The organism is Ensifer sp. NM-2 (assembly GCF_003024455.1).
Lineage (GTDB): Bacteria > Pseudomonadota > Alphaproteobacteria > Rhizobiales > Rhizobiaceae > Ensifer > Ensifer canadensis.
In genome coordinates, this window is sequence record NZ_PVZR01000010.1 from 105,595 (window position 1) to 129,666 (window position 24,072).

General features: G+C 63.2%; 20 protein-coding genes. 10 read left to right on the top strand and 10 right to left on the bottom strand.

Features of this window, described 5'->3' with window-relative positions; translation table 11 throughout:
• Window positions 1–6 precede the first annotated feature (6 nt).
• Both C6558_RS20295 and C6558_RS20300 read right to left on the bottom strand, forming a co-directional pair.
• On the bottom strand, window positions 7–1,158 hold the full coding sequence (locus tag C6558_RS20295; protein WP_107027643.1) for an efflux RND transporter periplasmic adaptor subunit: 1,152 nt from the start codon (window positions 1,156–1,158) through the stop codon (window positions 7–9).
• A gap of 67 nt (window positions 1,159–1,225) precedes the next feature.
• Window positions 1,226–1,834: a TetR family transcriptional regulator gene (locus C6558_RS20300; protein ID WP_025428336.1), complete on the bottom strand. Its 609-nt coding sequence runs from the start codon at window positions 1,832–1,834 to the stop codon at window positions 1,226–1,228.
• Window positions 1,835–2,037: 203 nt separating this feature from the next.
• Here C6558_RS20300 and C6558_RS20305 point away from each other — a divergent pair, with 203 nt between their 5' ends.
• Window positions 2,038–3,006 carry a DUF808 domain-containing protein gene (locus C6558_RS20305; protein WP_025428335.1) on the top strand — a complete coding sequence of 323 codons (969 nt, stop codon included), beginning with the start codon at window positions 2,038–2,040 and terminating at the stop codon, window positions 3,004–3,006.
• Between the two features lie 97 nt (window positions 3,007–3,103).
• On the opposite strand, the gene C6558_RS20310 is transcribed toward C6558_RS20305, so the two are convergent.
• Entirely contained in the window at window positions 3,104–3,865 is a 762-nt protein-coding gene (locus tag C6558_RS20310; RefSeq protein WP_038577748.1) for a L,D-transpeptidase, read from the bottom strand.
• Between the two features lie 108 nt (window positions 3,866–3,973).
• Between C6558_RS20310 and C6558_RS20315 the strand changes: the two genes are divergently transcribed.
• The 3 genes from C6558_RS20315 (at window position 3,974) to C6558_RS20325 (ending at window position 6,411) form a co-directional block, all read left to right on the top strand.
• Window positions 3,974–4,636 carry a response regulator transcription factor gene (locus C6558_RS20315; RefSeq protein WP_025428333.1) on the top strand — a complete coding sequence of 221 codons (663 nt, stop codon included), beginning with the start codon at window positions 3,974–3,976 and terminating at the stop codon, window positions 4,634–4,636.
• Window positions 4,636–5,991 carry an ATP-binding protein gene (locus C6558_RS20320; protein WP_057207530.1) on the top strand — a complete coding sequence of 452 codons (1,356 nt, stop codon included), beginning with the start codon at window positions 4,636–4,638 and terminating at the stop codon, window positions 5,989–5,991. Before C6558_RS20315 ends, C6558_RS20320 begins: the two co-directional genes overlap by 1 nt.
• Before the next feature lie 69 nt (window positions 5,992–6,060).
• Entirely contained in the window at window positions 6,061–6,411 is a 351-nt protein-coding gene (locus C6558_RS20325; RefSeq protein WP_025428331.1) for a DUF1801 domain-containing protein, read from the top strand.
• An 18-nt stretch (window positions 6,412–6,429) separates the two neighbouring features.
• On the opposite strand, the gene C6558_RS20330 is transcribed toward C6558_RS20325, so the two are convergent.
• On the bottom strand, window positions 6,430–7,392 hold the full coding sequence (locus C6558_RS20330; protein ID WP_025428330.1) for a LysR family transcriptional regulator: 963 nt from the start codon (window positions 7,390–7,392) through the stop codon (window positions 6,430–6,432).
• A gap of 108 nt (window positions 7,393–7,500) precedes the next feature.
• Here C6558_RS20330 and C6558_RS20335 point away from each other — a divergent pair, with 108 nt between their 5' ends.
• The 3 genes from C6558_RS20335 (at window position 7,501) to ade (ending at window position 12,629) form a co-directional block, all read left to right on the top strand.
• Window positions 7,501–9,303, top strand: coding sequence for an adenine deaminase (locus C6558_RS20335; protein WP_057207529.1), 1,803 nt, complete (start codon window positions 7,501–7,503; stop codon window positions 9,301–9,303).
• A gap of 59 nt (window positions 9,304–9,362) precedes the next feature.
• A complete protein-coding gene (locus tag C6558_RS20340; RefSeq protein ID WP_082523592.1) occupies window positions 9,363–10,766 on the top strand; it encodes an NCS2 family permease in 1,404 nt (467 codons plus the stop codon).
• Window positions 10,767–10,838: 72 nt separating this feature from the next.
• Window positions 10,839–12,629: an adenine deaminase gene (gene ade / locus C6558_RS20345; protein ID WP_057207528.1), complete on the top strand. Its 1,791-nt coding sequence runs from the start codon at window positions 10,839–10,841 to the stop codon at window positions 12,627–12,629.
• Between the two features lie 71 nt (window positions 12,630–12,700).
• Here ade and C6558_RS20350 read toward each other — a convergent pair whose 3' ends face one another.
• From C6558_RS20350 to C6558_RS20360, 3 genes are all read right to left on the bottom strand, one after another.
• Complete coding sequence (locus C6558_RS20350; protein ID WP_225906401.1) at window positions 12,701–13,834, bottom strand: serine hydrolase; 1,134 nt, start codon at window positions 13,832–13,834, stop codon at window positions 12,701–12,703.
• A 5-nt stretch (window positions 13,835–13,839) separates the two neighbouring features.
• Window positions 13,840–15,438 (bottom strand): ABC transporter substrate-binding protein, encoded by a 1,599-nt coding sequence (locus C6558_RS20355; RefSeq protein ID WP_057207527.1) that lies wholly within the window; start codon window positions 15,436–15,438, stop codon window positions 13,840–13,842.
• Between the two features lie 90 nt (window positions 15,439–15,528).
• Window positions 15,529–16,692: an FAD-binding oxidoreductase gene (locus tag C6558_RS20360; protein ID WP_234907948.1), complete on the bottom strand. Its 1,164-nt coding sequence runs from the start codon at window positions 16,690–16,692 to the stop codon at window positions 15,529–15,531.
• Window positions 16,693–16,808: 116 nt separating this feature from the next.
• Between C6558_RS20360 and C6558_RS20365 the strand changes: the two genes are divergently transcribed.
• The 3 genes from C6558_RS20365 to C6558_RS20375 all read left to right on the top strand — a co-directional run bounded on the left by C6558_RS20365 (window position 16,809) and on the right by C6558_RS20375 (window position 19,652).
• Window positions 16,809–17,432 carry a helix-turn-helix domain-containing protein gene (locus C6558_RS20365; RefSeq protein ID WP_025428323.1) on the top strand — a complete coding sequence of 208 codons (624 nt, stop codon included), beginning with the start codon at window positions 16,809–16,811 and terminating at the stop codon, window positions 17,430–17,432.
• 235 nt (window positions 17,433–17,667) lie between these two features.
• Window positions 17,668–18,345, top strand: coding sequence for a FadR/GntR family transcriptional regulator (locus C6558_RS20370; protein WP_025428322.1), 678 nt, complete (start codon window positions 17,668–17,670; stop codon window positions 18,343–18,345).
• On the top strand, window positions 18,342–19,652 hold the full coding sequence (locus C6558_RS20375) for an MFS transporter (RefSeq protein WP_025428321.1): 1,311 nt from the start codon (window positions 18,342–18,344) through the stop codon (window positions 19,650–19,652). Before C6558_RS20370 ends, C6558_RS20375 begins: the two co-directional genes overlap by 4 nt.
• 34 nt (window positions 19,653–19,686) lie before the next feature.
• On the opposite strand, the gene C6558_RS20380 is transcribed toward C6558_RS20375, so the two are convergent.
• The 3 genes from C6558_RS20380 to C6558_RS20390 all read right to left on the bottom strand — a co-directional run bounded on the left by C6558_RS20380 (window position 19,687) and on the right by C6558_RS20390 (window position 23,982).
• Entirely contained in the window at window positions 19,687–20,616 is a 930-nt protein-coding gene (locus tag C6558_RS20380) for an electron transfer flavoprotein subunit alpha/FixB family protein (RefSeq protein WP_107027644.1), read from the bottom strand.
• A gap of 117 nt (window positions 20,617–20,733) precedes the next feature.
• Window positions 20,734–21,498, bottom strand: a complete 765-nt coding sequence (locus C6558_RS20385) for an electron transfer flavoprotein subunit beta/FixA family protein (protein ID WP_107027645.1) — start codon at window positions 21,496–21,498, stop codon at window positions 20,734–20,736.
• 42 nt (window positions 21,499–21,540) lie between these two features.
• On the bottom strand, window positions 21,541–23,982 hold the full coding sequence (locus tag C6558_RS20390) for an FAD-dependent oxidoreductase (protein ID WP_025428318.1): 2,442 nt from the start codon (window positions 23,980–23,982) through the stop codon (window positions 21,541–21,543).
• Window positions 23,983–24,072: the final 90 nt, after the last annotated feature.

A 24,072-nucleotide genomic window follows, 5' to 3' on the forward strand; every position in this document is an offset into this window, starting at 1 on the left:
GTTGGTTCAGCGCACGATTTCGGCGGCTGCGGTCTTGTCGGTCGCGGCGGACTGGCGGGCGATATCGCCCGATATCGCAACCTTCAGGTCTTCGGTCATGAACTGCGTGCCGGCGGCAACGATCAGATCGCCGCGCTTCAGCCCGTCGACCACGCGCACGCCCTCGCCGGTAAAGTCGGCAACGGTGATCGTCCTGCTCTTCACGATCTCGCTGTCACGGTCGACGACCCACACCGTTGTTTCACCGTCCTTCTGAGCCAAAGCGCTCAAGGGCACGGACATGTGGCGCTCGGCGTCATCAGCCGAAGCCAGGATGGTTGCGGTCATGCCGAGCAGAATGCGCGGATCGTTGGGCAGACTGACGCGCACGGCAAAAGTTCGCGACGGCTGTTCGGCACTGCCCGCGACCTCGCGCACCTTGCCGTCGAGGATCAGGCCCTGATCGGACCAGAAGCCGGCCTTTACCGCCATGCCCGGTTTGAAATTGGCGACATCGACTTCCGGGACGGCGATGAGCACTTCCTTCTCGCCGTCGACGGCGACGGTGGCGACAGGCGTGCCGGAGCCGACCACCTGCCCGACATCGGCAGCAATTGCCGCGACGATGCCGCTACGGTCAGCGACCAGTTCGGTATAGGTCACCTGGTTCTTCGCCTGGGACAGCGCCGAGCTTGCGGCATCGCGCGTTGCCACGGCCTGGTTATGGCTGAGTGTTGCCTGGTCGAGCTGCGCCTGGGAGGCGACTTTCCGGGCAAAGAGTTGTTCGGCGCGTGCGCGAACCAATGCGGTCGTCTCGACCTGGCGCTCGGCGGCCTCAAGGTTCGCGGCCGCACTCTTGACTGAAAGATCATAGTCCGTCGCATCGATGCGGGCGAGCGGATCGCCGGACTTCACCCGGTCGCCGACATTCACCAGGCGCTCGGTGATCTTGCCGTTGACGCGAAAGCCGAGGTTCATTTCCGTTCGGGCACGCACGACACCGGAATAGTTCATCTGCCGCGCTTGTCCGGCATCGCTGATCTCGACCACCTTGACCGGCCGCACGACCGGCTTGGCTTCCTCCTGCTCCTGCGAGCAGGCTGCCAGCACCAGGGACATCGCGGCAAGAAGAGCCATCCTTGCGCTCAACGCGAAACGGCTACGGGTTTGAACGGGCATAGACATTTCCGCACTCCTCGGCGGCATCAGCCACACGGTACACATCGGGGGCCGCTACCCGGCCTGGTCAGTTTTTCAGTGCCTTGATCGCAAATTCGATCAGTTCATCCGGCGTCGCCCGATTTTCCTTCGAGAGACATTGAGCCACCATCTGCGGGTGGCAGAGGATCACGGTCGCGGCGCCGAAACATCTGGAGGCCGCGTCGGCGTCCTGCTCGGGGAATTCGCCCGCAAGAATACCTTCGCGGATCACATCGGCGACAAGGGCATGCAGACGATCGATGTGCTTGTCGATCACGTGCCAGTCGCGTTCCATCGCGATGACGACCATCTCATGCACCTTCTGGTCGTCGAGCATGACCTCCACCGTCATTTGATGCTGTGCGCGGATATATTGCCGCAAGCGCTCGGTCGCGCTCAGCGGCTGCCGGCAGATGTCCAGAGCCTGCTGATAGCTGGCAGCCAGCATGCGGCCGCAGATCGCCTGATGGATCTCCGCCTTCGAAGCGAAGAAACGGTAGATATTGGCGGGCGACATGCCGAGATCGCGGGCGATGTCGGCCACATTGGTCTTCGAATAGCCGAAATGCCGAAACAGCCGCTCGGCCGCATCCAGGATCCGCGAGACGTTTTCCTGACGCGTCGCGTCCAGCTGGCTGTCGATGCTGTCATCCATGTAAGTCCGCTTTCGATTTACGACTGACGATTTTCATATTTCGTCAGTCGTAAATCGAAAGCGGACTTACGTCAACCGAAACGAGCCACTTTTCGCCTCACGTTATGGTGTCCGCTCGCCAGAGAATTTGCATGTCGTTGACTCGGCACGCGGCGGTGGTTACTGCCGAATCCTGGAGCATCAGCGCAAAGGGTTCGCGTTCAATGGCTACTGGTCTCATCGCCCTGCTCGACGACGTTGCCGCCATCGCCAAAATGGCGGCCGCCTCGCTTGACGACGTCGCCGCACAGACCGCAAAGGCCGGCGCAAAAGCAGCAGGCGTGGTCATCGACGACGCAGCCGTGACGCCGCGCTACGTCGTCGGGCTGACACCGGAACGCGAACTGCCGATCATCGGCCGCATTGCGCTCGGCTCGCTCAAGAACAAGATCCTGTTCCTGTTGCCCGGTGCACTGCTGCTCGGCTACTTCGCCCCCTGGGCGATCACCCCGCTGTTGATGCTGGGCGGCATCTACCTCTGCTACGAGGGCGCCGAGAAACTTTATGGCGTCTTCTTTCCGCACGCGGCCCATGAGCACGAAACCGCCGTGCTCGGAGAAAAGACCGATCCCGTCGCGCTTGAAAACGAGAAGGTCGCCGGCGCCGTGCGCACCGATTTCATCCTGTCGGCCGAGATCATGGCGCTCACGCTCTCAACCGTCGCCGATGCCAGCATCTATATGCAGGGCGTGGTGCTTGCCGCGGTCGGCATCGCCATTACGCTTGCCGTCTATGGCGTCGTCGGCCTGATCGTCAAAGCCGACGATGCGGGCGTCGCGCTGGCCAAGACCTCCGTATCGGCGCTACGCGCCATCGGCCGCGGCCTGGTCGTCGGCATGCCGATCTTTCTGAAGGTTCTCGCCGCCATCGGCACTGCGGCGATGCTCTGGGTCGGCGGCAGCATTCTCGTCCACGGCCTTGCCCAGATGGGATATGCCGGCCCGGAACACATCATCCACGACATCTCCGAAGCCGTGGTCCACGCGCTCCCAGTTGCCCCGGGTCTGATCGGCTGGATTGCCACGTCGGCGCAGCAGGCCCTGCTGGCGATCGTCGTCGGCGCTGCAACCATCGCCGTCATGGGCAATATCGTCGCGCCGATCTGGGGACGACTGAGACCTGCGAGCCACTGACCTCGCATCATTGGCGCCGCCACGCTCTGGCCCTGCCCGGGCCAGAGACATGCATGTTCCCTAATCGGTCGATATTGACCGACCGGACAAGCCGCGATCAGCTCGTGGCGAGATGCGCCTTCGACGGATCGGGAATGACGACGATCGGGCTACCGTCTCGGACCTGAGCGTGCAGATAGACCACATCCTGGTTGAGCATGCGGATGCACCCGGACGAGACGGCCTTGCCGATCGACCGTGCCTCGGGACTGCCATGGATGCGGTAGAGCGTGTCCTTGCCGTCCTTATGGATATAGAGCGCCCGCGCGCCCAAAGGGTTCTTCAGGCCCGGCCCCATGCCGCCGTTCTTGATGCTGTAGGGCTCGAGCCTCGGCTGCCGCGCCACCATTTCGTCGGGCGGCGTCCAGCGCGGCCATTTCCGTTTATAGGCGACCACCGCCCGCCCGGACCAGGCAAAACCCTCGCGGCCGACACCGATGCCATAGCGCATGGCGCGCTGGCCGGGCAACACGTGGTAGAGGTGTTTCGCCGGCGTATCGACGATGATCGTGCCCGGCCGCTCCTGTGTCGGATAGTCGACTTCCTGGCGCCAGAACTTCGGATCGACCTGGGAGACATCGACCGCGGGAATGGGAAATTGCTCATCCGGCATCGCGTAGTACATCGGCGGAACGGTGCCCTTGGGCGGCGGCGTCATCTCGACCACCGTCGGCTTCGGTGTCGGGCGCGCGGTTGCTGCACAACCTGAAAGCAGGATGGCCGTCGCGCCAACGAAAAGGCTGCGGCGCGTCAGCGAGCCGCCGGATCGCAAATAGGTTCTGGCTGATGGTAACGGGTTCAGTTCATCTATATCGGACATTCATCGACTCGGGGCTTGTTACGATGACGCCCAAAGGAATGCGCTACCTTAAGGCTGCCTTAAGGGAGGTGCTAAACAACCGCCGTCGGTTAATTCGTGGAGACCTAAGTGCGGGTACTGATTGTCGAAGACGATGACATTTTGCGCGACGGGCTGAAGGTCGGCTTGGCGCTCGCCGGTTTTACCACCGATGCCGTCGCCACCCGGGAGAGCGCCGACGCGGCGCTGGCCGCAGGCAAGTTCGACGCCGTCGTCCTCGATCTAATGCTGCCGGACGGCTCCGGTGCGGACGTGCTGAAAAAACTGCGCGACGCACGCAACGACACGCCGGTCCTGCTCTTGACCGCCCGCGACACGGTCGCCGATCGCGTCAGCGGGCTGGACATGGGCGCCGACGACTATCTCGGTAAACCCTTTGACCTCGATGAGGTGGCAGCACGGTTGCGCGCGCTCGCGCGCCGATCCGCCGGTCGATCGAGCGCCTTCATCGAATGGTCGACGATCCGGCTCGATCCAGCCCGGCAATCGGTGGAAAAGGCAGGCGCGCCGGTCCGGCTCTCGCGTCGGGAATATTCCATCCTGCATGCGCTGATGTCGCAGCCGGGCGCGATCTTTTCGAAGGCGACGCTGGAGGACAAGCTTTACGGCTGGCAGGAAGAGGTCGAAAGCAACGCGGTCGAGGTGCATATCCATCACCTGCGCAACAAGCTCGGCCCTGGCCTGATCGAAACCGTCAGGGGCATCGGCTACCGGCTCGGCAGCAACATCTGATGCGATCGATCCGCGCACGCCTCTTCTTCATATTGCTCGTCACCACCGGGCTCATGTGGCTTTCGGCCACCCTGTGGATCTTCTTCAGCACCCGCGCCGAGGTCGAGCAGGTGCTCGACGCCCGACTGATGGAGGCGGCGAAGATGGTCAGCTCGCTTGTGGTCAACCAGGAGATCGACCCGGATAAGCCGGCGCAGACGAAGGCAAAGATCCCGGTGCTCGAGCACCCGCATTACGACCGGCAGCTTTCTTGCCAGATCTGGTCGCTGGACGGCACCCTGATCGGCAAGTCGGAAAGCGCGCCGGAGACGACGCTGTCGGCGCATGCGACCGGCCTTTCCGAGACGGTGATCAATGGCGAAACCTGGCGGGTCTACGCGGTCGAGAATGCCGAGCTTGGCGTGCGCGTGCTCGTCGGCGACAACCTGCGCATCCGCGACAGGCTGGTCAACGACGTCGTCAAAGGCCTGCTCTTTCCGGCCCTCCTGATCATACCGCTGCTGGCGACCCTGATCTGGCTGAGCGTCGGGCGTGGTCTGGCACCGCTCAGAAAACTGGCGGGCGATCTTGCCGCCCGCGACGCCTCGGACCTGCACCCGATCAAGGAGACCGCAACACCGAGCGAGATCAGTCCCGTGCTTCGCGCATTGAACGGTCTCTTCGGCCGCGTCGCCGGCGCACGTCAGCGCGAGCAGAATTTTATCGCCTTTGCCGCCCATGAACTTAGAACGCCGCTTGCCGGGCTGAAAACCCAGGCCCAGGTGGCGCTGGCGAGCAACGATGCCGAAATCCGCGAAAAGGCTCTCGGCCAGATTGTTGCTGGTGTTGACCGCACCGGACGGCTCGTCCGGCAGTTGCTCGACATCGCGTCGGTCGAAGCGTCGGAAACGGCGCGCACTGTGGCCGAGGTCAATCCCGGCGAGATGCTGGTTTCGCTCAGGAGCGAACTGCTTGGCCATGCCGGCAGTGCCGCGACGGTTGTCGTCGACCCCAGTCTTTGCAAGCTGCAGGTCAGGACCAATTCGGATCTGCTGCGACTTGCCGCCCGCAATCTGATGGAAAATGCGCTCCATCACTCGCCGGCCGGCGGAACGATCCTCTGCTGGCTTGAAAGCGACGACGGAACGACCACGATTGCGATCGATGACGATGGCCCGGGCATTCCGCCGGAGGAGATGCCCCACGTCACCGAGCGTTTCTTCCGCGGACGCTTCAAGGCCGCGATCGGCAGCGGCCTCGGCCTGAGCATCGCCGAACTCGCGCTCGATCACGCGGGCGCCGCGTTGGTTTTGCGAAACAAGGTCGGGGGTGGATTGTCCGCCAGGATCGTCCTGCCCAAACACCTCATCGCGTGAGCATAGTCGGCGCACGTCGCGTGATATTGGTGCGTTCAGAATTCTGCAACGAGTCGTAAGCGAGCCATTATGGACAAGCGCATTGAAGCCTTCCTCGCCGATATTCGCGACCGCGGCGACACACAGTTCGCGATTGTTTCGCGGCTGCGCGAGATCGCATTGGCGTCCGGGGCGGGCATTTCGGAAGAGATCAAATATGGCGGCCTGCTGTTTTCCGCCGCGCGACCGTTCTGCGGCATATTTCCGTATTCGGCCCATGTCACCCTGGAATTCAGCGAGGGCGCCGCGCTACCGGACGCGCATGGCGTGCTGATGGGTCAAGGCAAGGCGCGCCGCCACATCAAGATGCATTGCGTGTCCGATATCGCGGCAAAGCATGTGGCCGCCTATGTTGACTTGGCTTTGAGAGCCGCCGGCTGATCGATTGCGGACGCCGCGTCAGCGGATCGCACGATTCGACGGCATGCTGACTTTCTCCACGTAGTAGCGCGGAATGCCTGTGCGCTCCCGGTCGCGATAAAAGTCGATGCAGAATTCGACAAAGGCCCTGAAGCGCTTCGACACGTGCCGCCGGCGCGAATAGATCAGGTTGATCGCCGTTTTCGGCGAACTCCATTCGGCCAGAACAGGCTGAAGCAATCCCGCTTGCCGCTCCGTCTCCACGAAGAATTCCGGCAGATAGGCGATGCCCTCGCCGGCAACCGCGAAATACTTGATCGTCCAATAGTCGTTGGTGGTGCAGGTTGCCGCCGGCAGCAGATCGATCTCGGCATCGCCGTCGCGCGTCAGATACCAGGATTGCAGGCGTGTCTGCTGGCGAAAGACGAGCCCGCGATGGCCGGCGAGGTCGTCGGGCTTAAGCGGTGCGCCGTGCCGGGCGATGTATTCGGGGCTCGCAACGAGACCGTAAGATGAGACCGAGAGCCGGCGACTGATGTAGTCGACATCTGATGGTTCGCCCCAGTGAAAGATGCCGTCGAGCGCCTGCTCGGTGACCTCGGAGAACGGTTGCCGCGAGCTCAGAAAAACGACGTCGAGATTGACCTGCGGATATTGCTGGCGAAATGCGTAGAGCAGTTCGGATGTGATCGTCGTGCCGAATTCGCCGGTCGAGCCGACGCGCAGCGTGCCCGCTACCTCCTGCCGCATCTCGGCCATCGCCGTTGCCGCATCCTCGCAATTCGACTGGATGAGCCGGGCATAACGCAGGAACTCCGCTCCGGCGTCGGTCACATGCAGCTGATGCCCCTCGCGCACGAAGAGTTCGATGCCGAACTCGTCCTCCAGCTGCCGGATCTTGTGGCTGAGGGTCGATTTCGGCAGCCGATGCAGGCGGGAAGCCGCTGAAATCGAACGGGAATCGGCAACTTTCACGAAGCAGTCGAGAAGCGAGAGATCCATTTTTCGTCCAAAATCCTGTACGATATGTCCGATAAATACGCCATTTCGGCCCATTGTACAAACGAAACCAAACTGGGAATATTCGGCGACGCTAAGGGAGAGGTTTCAGTGAGCAATATCAGAGAATTCATCCGGGCAGCCTCGGGCACCGGCAACAAGGCCACTTTGGCGATCCGCGGCGGCAGGCTCGTCAACGTCGTATCGGAAGAAATCTACCAGGCCGATGTCGCGATCTACGGCGAGCGGATCATCGCCGTCGGCGACATCTCCGTTTATGTCGGGCCGGAAACGAAGATCGTCGACGCCACGGGCAAATACCTGGCGCCCGGCATGATCGACGGCCATCTGCATGTCGAATGCTCGAAGATGTCGCTAACGAGCTTCGCCAAGGCGGTCGTCCCGCTCGGCACCACGTCGATCGTCACCGGGCTTGACCAGATCATCGTCGTCGGCGGGCCGGCGGCGGCGCGTGAATTCCTCGACGAGGCCAAGCAGACACCACTCAAGGTCTTCTGGGGCGCGCCCTGCAAGACGCCGTACACCATGCCGCGTTCGACCGTCGGGCACTATTTCAGTCCTGCCGATCACCAGGCCACCCATCACTGGCCGGAATGCGTCGGCATTTGGGAAACCGTGCGCGAGTTCATCCAGGAGGAAGACCCCGACGTGCTGGCGGCGCTCGAGCTTGCCGAAAAGAGCCGGCTCCCGGTGCTCGGCTGCTGCCCGATGACGCGCGGAGCGCGCCTCAACGGCTACCAGCAGTCCGGCGTGCGCGCCGACCACGAAAGCTATTCGCCGGAGGAAATGCTCGAAAAGCTCAGGGCCGGCATGCATGTCGTCGTGCGCGAATCCTCGATCTCCCACTTCCTCTCCGACAATCTGCGCATCGTCACCGAAATGGGCGTCAAGGCCTTGCGCCGCATCAGCTTCTGCACCGATGACGTCGTTGCCAGCGACATTCTCAAGCGCGGCCATCTCGACAATATGGTGCGCATGGCGATCGCCATGGGAATCTCGCCGATGGCGGCGATCCAGATGGCAACGATCAACGGCGCCGATGCCCTTCGCATCGACGACAAGGTCGGCTCAATCTCGCCGGGTCGCGCCGCCGACATCCTGCTCGTCAACGACCTGCGCGAGTTCAGGATCGATGCCGTCATCGCCAAGGGTGAGGAAGTCGCGCGTGACGGCCGCATGGCCATCGAACTGGTGCCGCCGCCGCGCAGCGCCGCGCTATTGACTTCGATGAAGGTCGCGCCGCTCGAACTCGACGATCTGAAGCTGCGTTATGACGGCCCCGGCGACAGCGCCGCTGCCATGGCGATCGCCGTCACGCCGGAAAAGATCTTCGTGCGCACCCGCCGCGATGTCACCCTGCCAGTCAAGTACGGATGCGTGCTCGCCGACCCGGCAAAGGACATCCAATATGTCACCGTGGTCGAGCGCTACGGCAAGACGAAAAACCGACCCGTCGCCTTCACCTCCGGCTTCGGATTGCGCGAAGGCGCAATCGCCAGTTCGACCGCGCCCGACGACAACAACATCATCTGCATCGGCGCCGACCCGGAAGACATGCGGGTCGCCATCAACCACCTGATCGCCAACCATGGCGGCCAGGTGGTGGTCAAGGACGGCAAGGTCGTCTCCTTCCTGCATCTGCCGATCGGCGGCATCGTCTCCGATATCGAACCATCGGAAATGGCGGCGCTGGAGGAGGAACTGGACGATGCGGCGCGCGGGCTCGGCTGCACCCTGCCATGGCCGTTCATGTACATGTTCGTGCTTCAAATCACCGCGATCCCGGAATATGCCATCACCGATCTCGGGGTCGTCGATTGCGTCCGGCTCAAGGTGATCTCGCCGCTCGCCGGGAACGGCGGCGAGGAAGCGCGCGCCGCAGCAGCAGAGTAAAGCCTTGGAAGGGGTCGGCATCGCCGGCCCCTTCCTCATTTCAAAAAAAGGGGAACAAAATGAACTACCAACCCAAGGGCGTTGAGCCGGCGTCAGGCCAGGCACAAGCCTCCTGGCTCGCCAGCCTGCTTGACCGCTACTTCCAGATTTCCAAATTCGGCTCGACCATTCGAACCGAAATCCTCGCCGGGCTGACCACCTTTCTCGCCGCCTCCTACGTGATCGTCGTCAACCCTTCGATCCTGTCCCACGCCGGCATTCCGTTTTCGGCCGGCGTAACGGCGACCGTACTCGTCAGCTTCATCGGCAGCTGCGCCATGGGGCTCTATGCGCGAAGCCCGATCCTGGTGGCGCCGGGCATGGGCATCAATGCGCTGTTTGCCTATACGATGGTTGTCGGCGCCAAGGTACCGCTGGAAATCGCGCTGGGCTGCGTCTTCTGGGCCGGCGTGCTCTTCACCGTCATGGCCTTCTTCAACCTGCGCCAGACGATCATCGAGGCGATCCCGGTCGACCTGCGTTATGGCATCGCCTGCGGCATCGGTCTGTTCATCGCACTGATCGGCTTCGAGAATGCCAAGTTCATCATCGCCAATCCGGATACGATCGTCGGGCTGACGACGTTCAACCCCGTAACCCTCACCTTCATTGCCGGCTTCATCCTGACGGTCGCGCTGGTGGTCCGCAAAGTTCCCGGCGCGATGATGGCCGGCATGATCCTCACCACCATCCTCTCCATCCCGATCGGCCGCTGGTGGGGCGACGGCAGCGCGTTTTCGCCGGATACGCCTGATGTGCATACACTGGTCAATTGGAGCGGCTTTTCCGCGGCACCGGATTTCAGCTTCATCGGCCAGATCGACCTCGTCGGCGCCTTGAGCCTGATCTACCTGCCGTTCATCTTCGTCTTCCTGTTCACCAATTTCATCGAGGCACTCTCGACCTTCCTCGGCCTTGCCGAAGCGGCTGACCTCAAGGACGAGCAGGGATTGCCGCGCAACATCAAGCAATCCATGCATGTCGACGCCGTCGCTGCGCTGATCTCCGCACCGCTCGGCACCAGCCCCGCCACCGTCTATCTGGAATCGGGCGCTGGCATTGCGCAGGGCGGCCGTACCGGGCTTGTCGCCCTTGTCGCCGGCCTGCTGTTCGTGCCGTTCCTGTTCCTGTCGCCGCTGTTGTCGCTCGTTCCGGCCGTGGCAACCGCGCCCGTTCTGATCCTCACCGGCCTCTTCATGTCCGAGCCGATGAGCAAGATCCGCTGGACCGACATCGACGAAGCGATCCCGGCGTTCCTTGCCATCGTGCTGATCCCGCTGACATTCTCGATCACGCTCGGGCTGTCGCTCGCAATCATTGCCTATGTGCTGATCAAGCTGGTCTGCGGGCGGGCGGGCGATGTAAAACCGGTCATGTGGTTCGTCGCCCTCTTGGCGGCAGCGCTCATCGCCCAGACCCAGTAAACCTGTCGGCGCCTCCTTTTTACTCAGACGTCAAAGGGGGCGCCGACATCGTCTCCATTGAAGGAAACTGTCATGCTCCAATCCTGGTCGAGGACCGCACCCGAGCTCGTCGACGTCGCCATGGGCCGTGCGCCGGCGGACCTCGTCATCCGCAACGGCAAATGGGTCAACGTCTATTCCGGCGAGATCATTCCGCACACCGACATCGCGGTCAAAGCCGGCCGCTTCGCCTATGTCGGGGCCGACGCCAGCCATACGATCGGTGAAGGCACCAAGGTCGTCGACGCTGCCGGGCGTTATCTCGTGCCGGGGCTCTGCGACGCGCATATGCATGTCGAAAGCGGTCTCGTCACCGTCACCGAATTTGCGCGCGCCGTCATCCCGCACGGCACGACGACGATGTTCATCGACCCGCACGAGATCGCCAACGTGCTCGGCCTGGCCGGCGTGCGGCTGATGAACGACGAGGCGCAAAGCCTGCCGATCAATGTCTACGTGCAGGTGCCGAGCTGCGTGCCGAGCGCGCCCGGGCTCGAGACGGCGGGTGCTGAACTCTCGGCCACGGACGTGGCCGAAGCGTTGAGCTGGCCGAACATCATCGGGCTTGGCGAGATGATGAACTTTCCTGGTGTCGCCTTTAACGATCCCAAGATGGTCGCAGAAATCGCGGCAACCCAGGATGCGCGGCTGACCGTCGGCGGACACTATGCTTCGCCGCATCTCGGCCGGGAGTTTCACGCCTACGCCGCTGGCGGCCCGGCCGACGATCATGAAGGAACGACCGTCGAGGACGCGATTGCCCGCGTCAGACAGGGCATGCGTGCGATGTTGCGGCTCGGCTCAGCCTGGTTCGACGTTGCCGCCCAGGTCAAGGCGATCACTGAAGCCGGCGTCGATCCGCGCAACTTCCTGCTCTGCACCGACGACAGCCACTCCGGCACGCTGGTCCACGACGGCCACATGAACCGGGTGGTTCGCCACGCCATCGCCCAAGGGCTGAAGCCGATCACCGCCATCCAGATGGCCACGCTCAACACCGCCCAGCATTTCGGCGTCGAGCGGGAACTCGGCTCGATCGCACCAGGACGACGGGCCGACCTGATCATCACGTCGGACCTTGCTGCCCTGCCGATCGAGATGGTGTTTGCCCGCGGCGAACTGCTGGCAGATTCCGGCGCCTTGGTGCGCGATATCCCGCCCTTCGTTTATCCGGAAAGCGCCCGCAACACCGTGCACCTCGGCAAGACGCTCAAGGCCGGAGATTTCGACATCGGGCTTAACAGCACCGCGACCCGCGCGCGGGTCCGGGTGATCGGCGTCGTCGAGAACCAGGCGCCGACGCGTGCGCTTGAAGCCGAGCTTTCGGCGGCGGGCGGCATCATCGAGATGGATCGCGCCCAGGACGTCTGCCAGATCGCGCTGGTGGAGCGTCATCGCGGCACCGGCGACGTCGTCAATGCCTTCGTCTCCGGCTTCGGCTATGACAGCGATTGCGCGGTTGCAAGCACCGTGGCCCACGACAGCCACCACATGATCGTCGTCGGCACCAACAAGGACGACATGGCGAAAGCCGCGAACCGGCTGCACGAGGTCGGCGGCGGCATCGTGGTGATCAAGCACGGCAAGGAGCTTGCACTGGTTGAACTGCCGGTCGCGGGGCTGATGTCGGATCAGCGTGCCGAGATCGTGGCGGACAAGGCCGCGGCACTAGTCGAAGCGATGCGCGTCTGCGGCTGCCGGCTGAACAACGCCTACATGCAGCATTCGCTGCTGGCGCTCGTCGTCATTCCCGAACTGCGCATCTCCGACAAGGGGCTGATCGACGTCCGGACCTTCGAAAAGGTCGACGTCCTCATTTCATAACAATGCTGTCAAAACGCTCGACCGCCCGAACGGGCGGTCGAGCTGATTTCGAGACGTGATCGCCAGCGGGCTTAGCTGTCCATGATGATGCCGATTGCCTGATCGAGCACTTGATGCAGACCGCTGGCGTAAAAGGACATCCGGTAGCCCGAGCCCACATTGCTGGTCATGGCGATTGTCAGACCCGATTTCGGCTCGTGCTGCATCACGGTAACATAGCCGGGGATGCTGCCCTGGTGGCCATAGACGAGCCGATCCGCGTAGCTGCTCTGGAACAGCCCCGCCCCGGTCTCGCGCATCCGCGTACCGGGAAAGCTAACGGCGACACGGCTTTCGCTCATCTCCCGGAACATTCCGTCCGCCAGCAACTTGCCGCCAAACAGCGCCCGAATGAAGGCGATCATGTCGCCGGGCGTCGAGACCATGTCGCCGCAGCCATAGGCCGCCGTGAACGGAAACGAATCCGATGAATCCTGCAGCGCGTCGGAATAGGGCAGGACGCCGTCCATGCGCCACATCTCGGCTCCGGCAGCGATGCCCGCCCCTGCATCCGCAGCCGGTGGCGGTCGGTGGTAGTAGCCGCGCACCATGCGCTCTTCCGGGAAGCTCTCGGTCGAAGGCGACCAGGTGTTTTCGAGCCCGAGCGGTTCGAGCACCTGATGGCGGACATAATCGCCGAGCGACTTTCCGGTGACCTCTTCGATCAACATGCCGGCAAGCACATAGCCGGTGTTGTTGTAGACGGCCGGACCGCCGGGCGCCGACTGAGTGCCGACCCGAAACGCGAGATCGACGAGTTCGGCCGGCGTCCAGATGCGGTCCGGGGTCATCGGTATGTCGTACTCGAATTCCGGCAACCCGCCGCGATGGTTGACGAGTTGGCGCACCGAAATGGCAGCGGCACCGGGAAGGTCCGGGAACCAGTGCGAGATCGGCGCGCCAAGCTCCACCACACCGCTTTCCGCCAGCTTCATCAGGGCGGCAACGGTAAACGTCTTGGTGCAGCTGCCGATCTTGAACAGTTGCGTTGGGGAAACCGGTATCCCCCGCGCCCGGTCGGAAAGTCCCGAGGTCAAGGTGACGGTCTCGCCATCGCCCTGTGAAAAGGCCAGGGAGGCGCCGACGGCACCATCGTTGATGTAGCCTTGAAGCAGTCGGCTTAGATCGGCAAGCGTGACGCCGCCGCTCATTGTCATCTCGTCCATCCGGCTTACTCCGCGATATCGACGTTGGCGAAGTTCTGGCGGCCGAAGGCGTCGAGAACGTAATTTTTCACGCTCTTGCGCACAGGGATCGACACGACGGAATGGGCGATCGGCGCAACAGGCACTTCCGCCTTGAGGATGGCCTGCGCCTTGCCGTAAAGCGCTGCCCGTTCCTTGGGATCGGCGGCGACGCGCGCATCCTGAAGCAACTTTTCAAAGTCGGCGTTGCACCAGCGCGCCCGGTTGGAGCCGCCCTTCACGCCGTCGCAGCTAAGCAGATAGCTCAGCATATTATCCGGATCACCGTTGTCGCTGCTGCCGCCGAGCAGGAAGGCGTCATGCTCGCCCTTGGCGGTGCGGGTCAGATACTCGGCCCACTCGAAGCTGACGATCTCGGTTTTCACGCCGATGGCATTCCAGTCGGCCTGGATCATCTCTGCCATACGGCGGGCGTTCGGGTTGTAGGGCCGCGACACCGGCATCGCCCAGAGCGCGATCGACAGGTCGCCCTCGTGGCCTGCTTCCTTCAAAAGCGCCTTGGCGCCTTCCGGATCGTAGTCGATGCCCGCGTCCTTGGCCGCACCGAGCTGTGCAGGCGGCACCACGCTGCCGGCAACGCTGCCTGCACCCTGATACACGGCTTCCACGATCGCCTGCCGGTTGACCGCCTTGGCGAGCGCCAGGCGGATACGCGCATCACCGAGCGGCTTGTGTTCGACGTTGAAGCCGAGAACGCCGATATTCTGGCCTTCGAGGTTATAGACCGTCACCTCGGGGTCGTTCTTGAGATCGGCGACGGCTCCGGGCGGTGGTGGCGCCGCCACCTGGCACTCGTTCGCCTTCAGCCGGGCGACCCGCACGGTGGGCTCCGGTGTGATCGCAAAGACGAGGGTATCGATCTTCGGCGCACCGTTCCAATAGTCCTTGTTGGCCGCATAGCGAATCTGGCTGTCCTGCGCATAGGCCTCAAGGATGAACGGCCCTGTGCCGACGGGCGCCTGGTCGATCAGCTCCGGGGTGCCGGCTGCGACCATCTTCTCGGTCTGCTCCAGCGAGAGAATGGAGAGGTAGTCGAGCGCAATGCTGGGCAGGAAGGTGACGTTTGCCGACGTCAGTGTGAAGCGCACGGTATGATCGTCCAGCTTTTCGATCTTCTCGATCAACGGCCCAAGCCCAAGCGCGCTGAAGTATTCGTATGAGGCGTTCGAGAGCTTGTGGTACGGATTGTCGGCGTTGCGCTGGCGGTCAAAGGTGTAGAGCACGTCGTCGGCGTTGAATTCGCGTGTCGGCGTAAACTGCGCGTTGGTGTGGAACTTGACGCCATGGCGCAGATGGAAGGTGTAGACCTTGCCGTCTTCGGACACATCCCAGCTCTCGGCGAGCGCCGGCCCGACTTCCGTCGTCCCCGGCTTGAATTCCACCAGCCGGTTGAAAATCGGCTTGGCCGCGGCATCCATAGTCGAATCCGCCGTTCCGATCATCGGGTTGAAGGTCTCGGGGCTCGCCTCCGAGCAGTAGACCAGCGTCTTCGCATAGGCCTGCCCGCCCATGAGGATTGTCGATGCGACGAGCGCGGTGCGCAGAATCAGACGTGTGGATTTCATAGCAAACGCTCCTGGTTGCCTTTGTGTTGACGTCGTAGCGGGGTTCTCCTAACCGCATCGACGACGTTTCGATCTTGATGGTCTATCCGGTCATGGGCCGGCCGGGGAAAGCGACGGGGTGTGCGCCGCCGCCATAAATCGGACGGGTGCCAGCGCACCGAACTCGACGCCGAGGGAGGCGACATCCGCAGGCATCGCGGCATCGCGCAGCAGCGCCGAGGCGATCCGCGCCAGGGTCAGCGACACCTGGAAACCATAACCGCCCTGGCCGCCGAGCCAGAAGAAGCCCGGCAGGCGCGGATCGAAGCCGACGACAGGCGTGCGGTCCGGCGAGAAGGTGCGCAATCCGGCCCATGGCCTTTGCGGGCGGCCGATGCGAAGTTCGGTCGCCTGCTCGATCCGGTCGACCGCGATGGCGACGTCAATATCTTCGGGATAGGCGTCGCAGGGCGGTGAATCCGTTTCATCCGCCAGCGAGCCGATCAGCTTTCCGGCATCCGGCTTGAAATAGAAACGCTCATGCAGATCGACGGCGAGCGGCCATGTGCGCGCGTCGAGCCCCGCGGGCGGGTCGAACATGAAGGCGGTGCGCCGTTTGGGCGAGAACCCGAGCCCCGCCAGCCCTGCCCGCTCGGCGATCACATCGACCCAGGCGCCCGCCGCGTTGACGACCATATCGCCTTCGTAGGAGCCGGCCGAAGTCACCACTTGAAAGCGGCCGGAAATACGGGAGATCTGCAGCACTTCCTCGCCCGAAATGACAGTCCCGCCAAGCGCCTTCAGAGCGGCGGCCGCGGCATGGACCATCTTGCCGGTGTCGATATCGAGAGCGCCGGGCTCGTAGACGCCGCCGCACGTGGTATCGGCACGAATGACGGGAATAAGCACGCTGACTTCGTCTGCCGAAAGTCGCCGGACGCTGGGCACGAGCGCCTGGTACTTCTGCGCCAGTTCATCGACCATCGCATCGTCGTCGCACCCACCGAAATGCAAGGCGCCGCGCACATGCTCGGCAAAGCCGCCATCGACGATGGCCGGCCGGCTGGCAATGGAGAGCGCTCTGACCACCGTGTTGCCGTAGGTCTCGGCAAAAAGCGCCGCCGAGCGGCCGCTTGCGTGATAGCCGAGATGCGCCTCCCGCTCGATGAGGACGACCGATGCCCATTCTTGGACGGCAGCCGCAACCGACAGGCCGGCGATACCGCCGCCAATGACAATCACTTTGGGAGAAGAGGATCCTGAGCGCATAGCCATTGGTAAATTCATTTTCCGATACGGTCAATATTTAGCGTATCGGAAAATTCTTGGCGCTTGTTGCGAGGCGGCCAGAGTTGAACTAGCTAGGTAGATCTCGTTTGCCGGAGAGAACCATGTCGGAACAGCCAAACCTCGGCGATTGCCTGCGGAACCTGAGGAAACATCACGGCTGGACCCTTCAGGACGTCAGCCACCTGACCGGCGTTGCCGTCTCGACCTTGTCCAAGGTGGAGAACGACCAGATGTCGCTGACCTATGACAAGCTGCTGCAGATCTGCGCCGGCCTCGGCGTGCATGTCACCGAATTGCTCAGTGGCGACAGCAAGCAGCCCGCCGCCCGCACGCGCCGCTCGGTAACCTCGGCCACGACGACGCTGCGGCAGCTGACCCGCAATTACGACTACCACTACCTTGCAACCGATCTGGTGAGGAAACGCATGGTGCCGATCCTCGCCCATGCCCGCGCGCGCACGCTTGCAGAGTTCGGTCCGCTGACCCCTCATGCCGGCGAAGAATTCCTGATCGTGCTCAAGGGCGAGATCGAGCTGCATACGGATCAATATGCGCCGGTGCGACTGAAAGCCGGCGAAAGCGTCTATATCGACTCGACGATGGGCCACGCTTATCTCTCGGTCGGCGAAGGCGACGCGGAAATGCTGTGCGTCTGCTCCGGCGACGAGCCGGATATGGAAAAGACGTTGCTCAGCATCACCGACGGCCAGACCACCGATCATTGATCGGCTTCCGTCGAGGATTTAGTCGAAGGAAGTATTTTATCGCTTTGTTCTGTCGACTCCCGATGGAACGCGACAGCCCCACCTCGCGGAGATGCGCGGTCGCCCGACAACAGCCCTCCACCGACCAGCGTCGCCGCGCATTCGGCCGATGTCGCCCCGATTCCACCACAACCAATTGACAGCGACTAAACTCAGACGTATTCGTTAGGTCATCTGATGACTTGATGAGTTTATCATGCAGCCCGTCAATCGAACCAATCTGGCCGACAGTGCGGCCGAAAGCCTGCGCGCCGAGATCGTCAGCGGCCGCTGGGGCGTCGGCGACCGCATCCCGAACGAAACTCTATTGACCGAGCTGTTGTCCGTCAGCCGGGGCACGGTGCGCGAGGCCGTGCGTGTGCTGGTCTCGCAGGGTCTGCTCGACACCCGCCAGGGCTCCGGCACCTATGTGCGCTCGACGGTCGATCCGGCAGGCGCGCTCGACCGTGTCAAACGCGCCGGTCTGCGCGACCAATGGGAGGCGCGCGCCGCCCTCGATGTCGAGGCGGCAAGGCTTGCGGCGATCCGCCATACACCCGCCGACCTCGAACGCATGACCCGGCTGCTGAAGGCTCGCGGCACAGTTGCCGATGGCGGCTACGAGGCCTTCGGCCATCGCGACATCGCCTTTCACAAATCCATCGTCGAAGCCTCCGGCAACCGCGCCATCGTCGGGCTCTACGATTTCTTCACCTCATCGATCCTCGAAACCATTCACTCGACGCTGAAGGGCGACGTGCCGGAACCCGACGAACAGGCCCATGCGGCGATCGTCGCGGCGATCGCCACCGGCGATCCGGACCGCGCCGCGTCCGCCGTTCGCGCCTTCATGGCGCCGGTGCTTCGCGAACTCGACAGGCTTCTTTCGCAATGAACCAGACTTTCCGTGATCCCAATTCCTCGGCCCATCAGGTCGCAGCCATCAACGGTCTCGAAGACCAGCTCATCGACGCCGAAGCCGACAGCGTACCCGAGCCTCAGCCGCCGGTGTTGCCGCGGGGAGCGGCGCGTTTCGTCCTCGGCGCCAGCCTCGTGCTGATCGCCTTCAACCTGCGACCGCTGTTTTCCAGCCTCTCGGTGTTGCTGCCGGAGGTGATGCGCGATACCGGCTTAACGACTGCCGGCGCCAGCCTGCTGACGACGCTGCCGGTGCTCTGCCTCGGCCTGTTTGCGCCGCTGGCACCAAAGCTGGCACAGCGCTTCGGTGCCGAACGCACCCTGCTTGGCGCCTTGGCTCTGCTCGCGCTCGGGACAGTGCTGCGCGGTTTCGGCCCCGTACCGGTGCTCTTCCTGTCGACATTCGCCGCCGGGGCGGCGATCGCCATCGGCAACGTGCTGCTCCCGGGCCTCGTCAAGCGCGACTTTGCCGACAAGGCGGCGATCATGACCGGGCTTTATACAATGGCGCTCTGCGCCGGCGCGGCCGGTGCCGCCGGCCTGACCCTGCCGCTCGAACACGGTGTTACCGGCTCGTGGTCCGGTGCACTCGCCATCTGGGCGCTTCCCGCCTTCATCGTGCTGTTGATCTGGATGCCGCAGGCGCTTGGCAGCAAGGCGCAGGTCAGACACACCGGCTTTCGTGTCGTCGGCCTTTGGCGCGACCGGCTGGCCTGGCAGGTAACGCTGTTCATGGGGCTGCAGTCGGCTCTGGCCTACTGCATCTTCGGCTGGCTCGCCCCCATTCTCAGGGAGCGCGGCTTCGACCCGGCAACGGCAGGCGTCATCGTTTCGGTCTCGATCATGACCCAGGTCGTCACCTGCCTGCTGGTTCCCTCCTTTGCCATCAGGCGCAAGGACCAGCGTGGCATCAATGTCGCGCTGATCGCAGCCGCAGTGATCGCGCTCCTCGGCATTCTGTTCGCGCCGCCGTCGACGGTGATCTTCTGGGCCATTCTCCAGGGCTTCGGCCAGGGCGGGCTGATCGCTGTGGCGATGACGCTCATCGTCTTGCGCTCGCCCGATTCCCATGTCGCCGCCCATCTCTCGGGCATGGCACAAGGCGTCGGCTATGTGCTCGCCGCCATCGGCCCGTTGCTCGTCGGCCTGATCCGCGACTGGACCGGCAGCTTCGACGCAGCCGCGATCCTGTTCGTGACGCTCGGCCTCGGCGCGGCGATCATGGGTTTTGGCGCCGGTCGGGCGCTGCATGTCGGCGCACGCACGATCAGGATCGACGGCTGAACGTCAACGTTCAGCCGTCGTCTCTGAAGTCTCATCAGGATGCCCGTTCCATCTCCGGCAGGGCTTCGAACAGGTCGGCGACGAGGCCGTAGTCGGCAACCTGGAAGATCGGCGCCTCCTCGTCCTTGTTGATGGCGACGATGACCTTCGAGTCCTTCATGCCGGCCAGATGCTGGATCGCACCGGAGATGCCGCAGGCAATGTAGAGATCTGGGGCAACCACCTTGCCGGTCTGGCCGACCTGCCAGTCGTTCGGGGCATAACCGGCGTCGACTGCCGCGCGCGATGCACCGACGGCAGCGCCGAGCTTGTCGGCAACCGGCAGGATCACTTCCTTGAATTTTTCCGACGAGCCGAGTGCACGGCCGCCCGAGATGATGATCTTGGCCGAGGTCAGCTCCGGACGATCCGACGACGACAGCGCGTCGGCAACGAAGCTCGACAGACCGGGATTGGCCGCAGCCGCGATCGTCTCGACCGAAGCTGAACCACCCTCGGCGGCCGAGGCGAACGAGGCGGTGCGCACGGTGATCACCTTTTTCGCTTCCGTCGTCTGCACCGTCTGGATGGCGTTGCCGGCATAGATCGGACGCTTGAAGGTATCGGCGGAAACCACCTCGGTGATTTCCGAAACCTGGGCGACATCGAGAAGCGCTGCAACCCGCGGCAGGACGTTCTTGCCGACCGAAGTAGCAGCAGCAAGGATGGTGTCGTAATTGCCCGACAGCGAAACGATCAGCGCCGCCAAGGGTTCGGCCAGATTGTTGGCAAGGCTTGCATCCTCGGCCACCAGCACCTTGGCAACGCCGGAAAGCTTGGCGGCCTGGTCGGCAGCCGCCTTGGCACCGGCACCGGCCACCAGCACATGCACGTCGCCGCCAATTTTGGCGGCCGCCGTCAGCGCCTTTGCCGTCTGGTCGGAAAGGTGGCTGCCGTCGTGGTCAGCCAGAAGCAGAATAGCCATGGTTTTGTTCTCCCTTTCGGTTCGAGCTCAACGATCCCTTGGCGATCGGAGCTCAACGGTTCTGACGTGGTTCATGCGTTTGTCCGCAAACCGGTTCCCACTTTGCGGACGCATGAACTAGAGCACGCCGGCTTCGGTCTTGAGCTTTTCGACCAGCTCGGCCACCGACTTGACCTTGATGCCGGCCTTGCGGCCTTCCGGCTCCTCGGTCTTCAGCACCTTCAGCCGCGCCGTGGTGTCGACGCCGAAGTCGGCAGGGGTCTTCTTGTTGAGCGGCTTCTTCTTCGCCTTCATGATGTTGGGAAGCGAGGCATAACGCGGCTCGTTCAGGCGCAGGTCGGTGGTCACCACCGCCGGCAGCTTGATGTCGATCGTCTGCAGGCCGCCGTCGACCTCGCGCGTCACCCTTGCTGTGCCCTCTGGTGCCTTGCCGTCACCGATCTCGACCTTGGAGGCAAAGGTGCCCTGGGCCCAGCCCAAGAGCGCCGACAGCATCTGGCCGGTCTGGTTCGAGTCATCATCGATCGCCTGCTTGCCGACGATGATCAGCCCCGGCTGTTCGGCCTCGGCCACACCCTTGACGATCTTGGCAACAGTGAGCGGCTCGACCTGGTCGTCGGTCTCGACCAGGATCGCCCGGTCGGCGCCCATGGCGAGCGCCGTGCGCAGCGTTTCCTCGGCCTTGGCCGGACCGACCGAGACGACCACGACCTCGTCGGCCTTGCCGGCTTCCTTCAGCCGCAGCGCTTCTTCCACTGAGATCTCGTCGAACGGGTTCATCGACATCTTCACGTTGGCAAGCTCGACACCCGAGCCGTCAGCCTTCACCCGGATCTTGACGTTGTAGTCAACCACCCGCTTAACCGTCACAAGTATTTTCATGGCCAACCCTTTCCGGCAATTTTCGTTGTCTGCTGACGGTGGTTACATCCGCCCGCGCTTAGCTTCGGGATCATAGGGCGATTCCGCGATGACGCGGGCCTTGCGCCGCTCGCCGAGGATCGGGACTTCGAGCTCCGTCCCCGGAACGCCAAGCTCGACCGGCAGTAATGCGAAGGCGACGTCGTGGCCGAGCGTGTAGGCATAACCGCCCGAGGTGATGCGCCCGACCAGCTTGCCCTGGTGGTAGACGCCCTCATAAATCAGCGAGCTTGCGCCATCGGTGTCGATCGCGATGGTGAAGGAACGACGGGCAATGCCCTCTTCCTTTGCCTTTGCCAGAGCGTCGCGGCCGATGAACTCGCCCTTGTCGAGGCGCACGAAGCGATCGAGGCTGCTTTCCCAGGCGCTGAGTTCCGGGTTCATGTCGCGATACATCGCCCGGTAGGACTTTTCGAGACGCAGCGATTCCAGCGCCTGCAGTCCGATCAGCCTCAGGCCATGGGCCTTACCGGCGGCTAGCAGCGCATCGAGCAGGTGTCGCTGGTAGCAGAGCGGATGATAGAGTTCCCAGCCGAGTTCGCCCTCGTAGTTGACGCGCAGCAGGCGGACGTCGCTGGCGAGCCCCACCGTGCCCGATTGCACCCCGAACCATGGGAACGCCTCGTTGGAGAGATCGATCTCGGTCAGCGATTGCAGCACGTCGCGCGCCTTCGGGCCAACGATGGTGAAGCAGCCGCGATCGTTGGTGACATTGCGAAGCTGGACGCTGCCATCCCTAGGCAGAAGCTTCGACAGATCGTCGAAATTCCAGCGCTCGGCTCGCGGCGTCGAAATCAGGTAGAACGAGCCGTCTTTCAGCCGGGCGACGACATATTCCGCCTGGACACCACCCTTCGGGGTCAGATGATGGCTGAGGTTGACGCGGCCGGTCTTCGGCAAACGGTTGGCAAGGATGCCGTCAAGCCAGGCTTCGGCGCCGGGGCCACTCACTTCGAACTTCGTCATCGGCGTCATTTCGACGAGGCCGACGGCATTTCTGACGGCGTGAACCTCCTCGCCGACATATTTGCCCTTCTCGGTCCAGCGCCAGCTGTACTGATCCTTGGCTTCTACGCCCTCAGGCGCGAACCAGTTCGGCATTTCCCAGCCGTTGAGTACACTCCAGACGGCGCCCTTCTCGGTCAACCGATCATAGGACGGTGCAGTCTTCTGCGGCCGGGCGGCCGGCATGTCCTGACCGGGATAGTGCTGTTCGGCATGGGTGCCCCAGGCTTCGCGCACCTTTTCGCGCGTCCAATTCTTGTTGGCGTAGTCGCCGAAGCGGCGCGGGTCGAGCTCGGAGGTATCGAGGCTGTTGCCGCCTTCGACGATACGCTCGGAGAGATAGTAACCGATCGCGCCACCCCAGAGGATGCCGCCGGGCACGCCTTCGGCGATCCAGACATTGTCGAGCCCCCAGGCCGGCCCCACCAGCGGCAGTTCGTCGGCAGTCATTTGGAAGGGACCGCGGACATTGGCCTTGATGCCGACGCGACCGAGCGCCGGCACGAGGTCCATTGCCCGCTCCCAGTTCCAGGCGACCGAATCGAAATCCTCTTCCAGCAGGTCGGCGCCGAACCATTCCGGCACGCCGTTTTCGGCAAACAGCTTCAGATGCTCTGTCTTCTCGTAGGGACCGAACATCAGGCCGTCGCCCTCCTCGCGCAGGTAGCCCTCGAACCCCTCGTCGCGCAGGATCGGCATCTCCGGCAGGCCCTGGCGCTTGCGCTCGATCACTTCAGGGACGGCATCGGTGATCCAGTATTGGTGGACGATCGGGATCGCTGGGATTTCGAGTCCGAGCATCGCGCCGGTCTGGCGCGCATAGTTGCCCGTCGCCGAAATGATATGTTCGCAGATGATCTCGCCCTGGTTGGTCTTGATCTTCCATTCGCCGCTCGGCATGCGCTCGAAGCCGCGCACCTCAGTGTTGAGATAGATCTTGGCGCCGCGATCGCGCGCGCCCTTGGCCATCGCCTGGGTGACGTCGGCCGGCGCGATGTGACCGTCATCAGGATGATAGAGCGCGCCGAGCATCTCCTTGTTGTTCTCAAGCAGCGGCCAGAGTTCGCGGGCTTCCGCCGGTGAGACGAGTTCGGCGCGAATGCCCTGAACCTCGGCAACGCTCATGTAGCTCTTGTACTCGTCGAAACGGTCGCGGGTATTGGCGATGCGCAACTGGCCGCATTTGTGCCAACCGACATGCTGGCCGGTTTCGGCTTCGAGGCCCTCGTAGATCTCGATGGTCTTGGCGATCATGCGGCCGATATTGATGCTGCGGGCATAGGACGGAATGAGGCCGGCGGCGTGCCAGGTCGAGCCGGCTGTCAGCTGCGTGCGTTCGAGCAGCGCGACATCGGTCCAGCCGCGCTTCGTCAGACCGTAGAGAATGGCTGCGCCGACGCAACCGCCACCGATGACCACAGCCCGTGCATGAGTTTGCATAAAGAGGTTCCCTTATGTGGAATTTTCAGCAACTTACAAACGGCTGGCACGCTTGTAATCTTGCTAAAAATTGTCCGGGGGCATAACCTC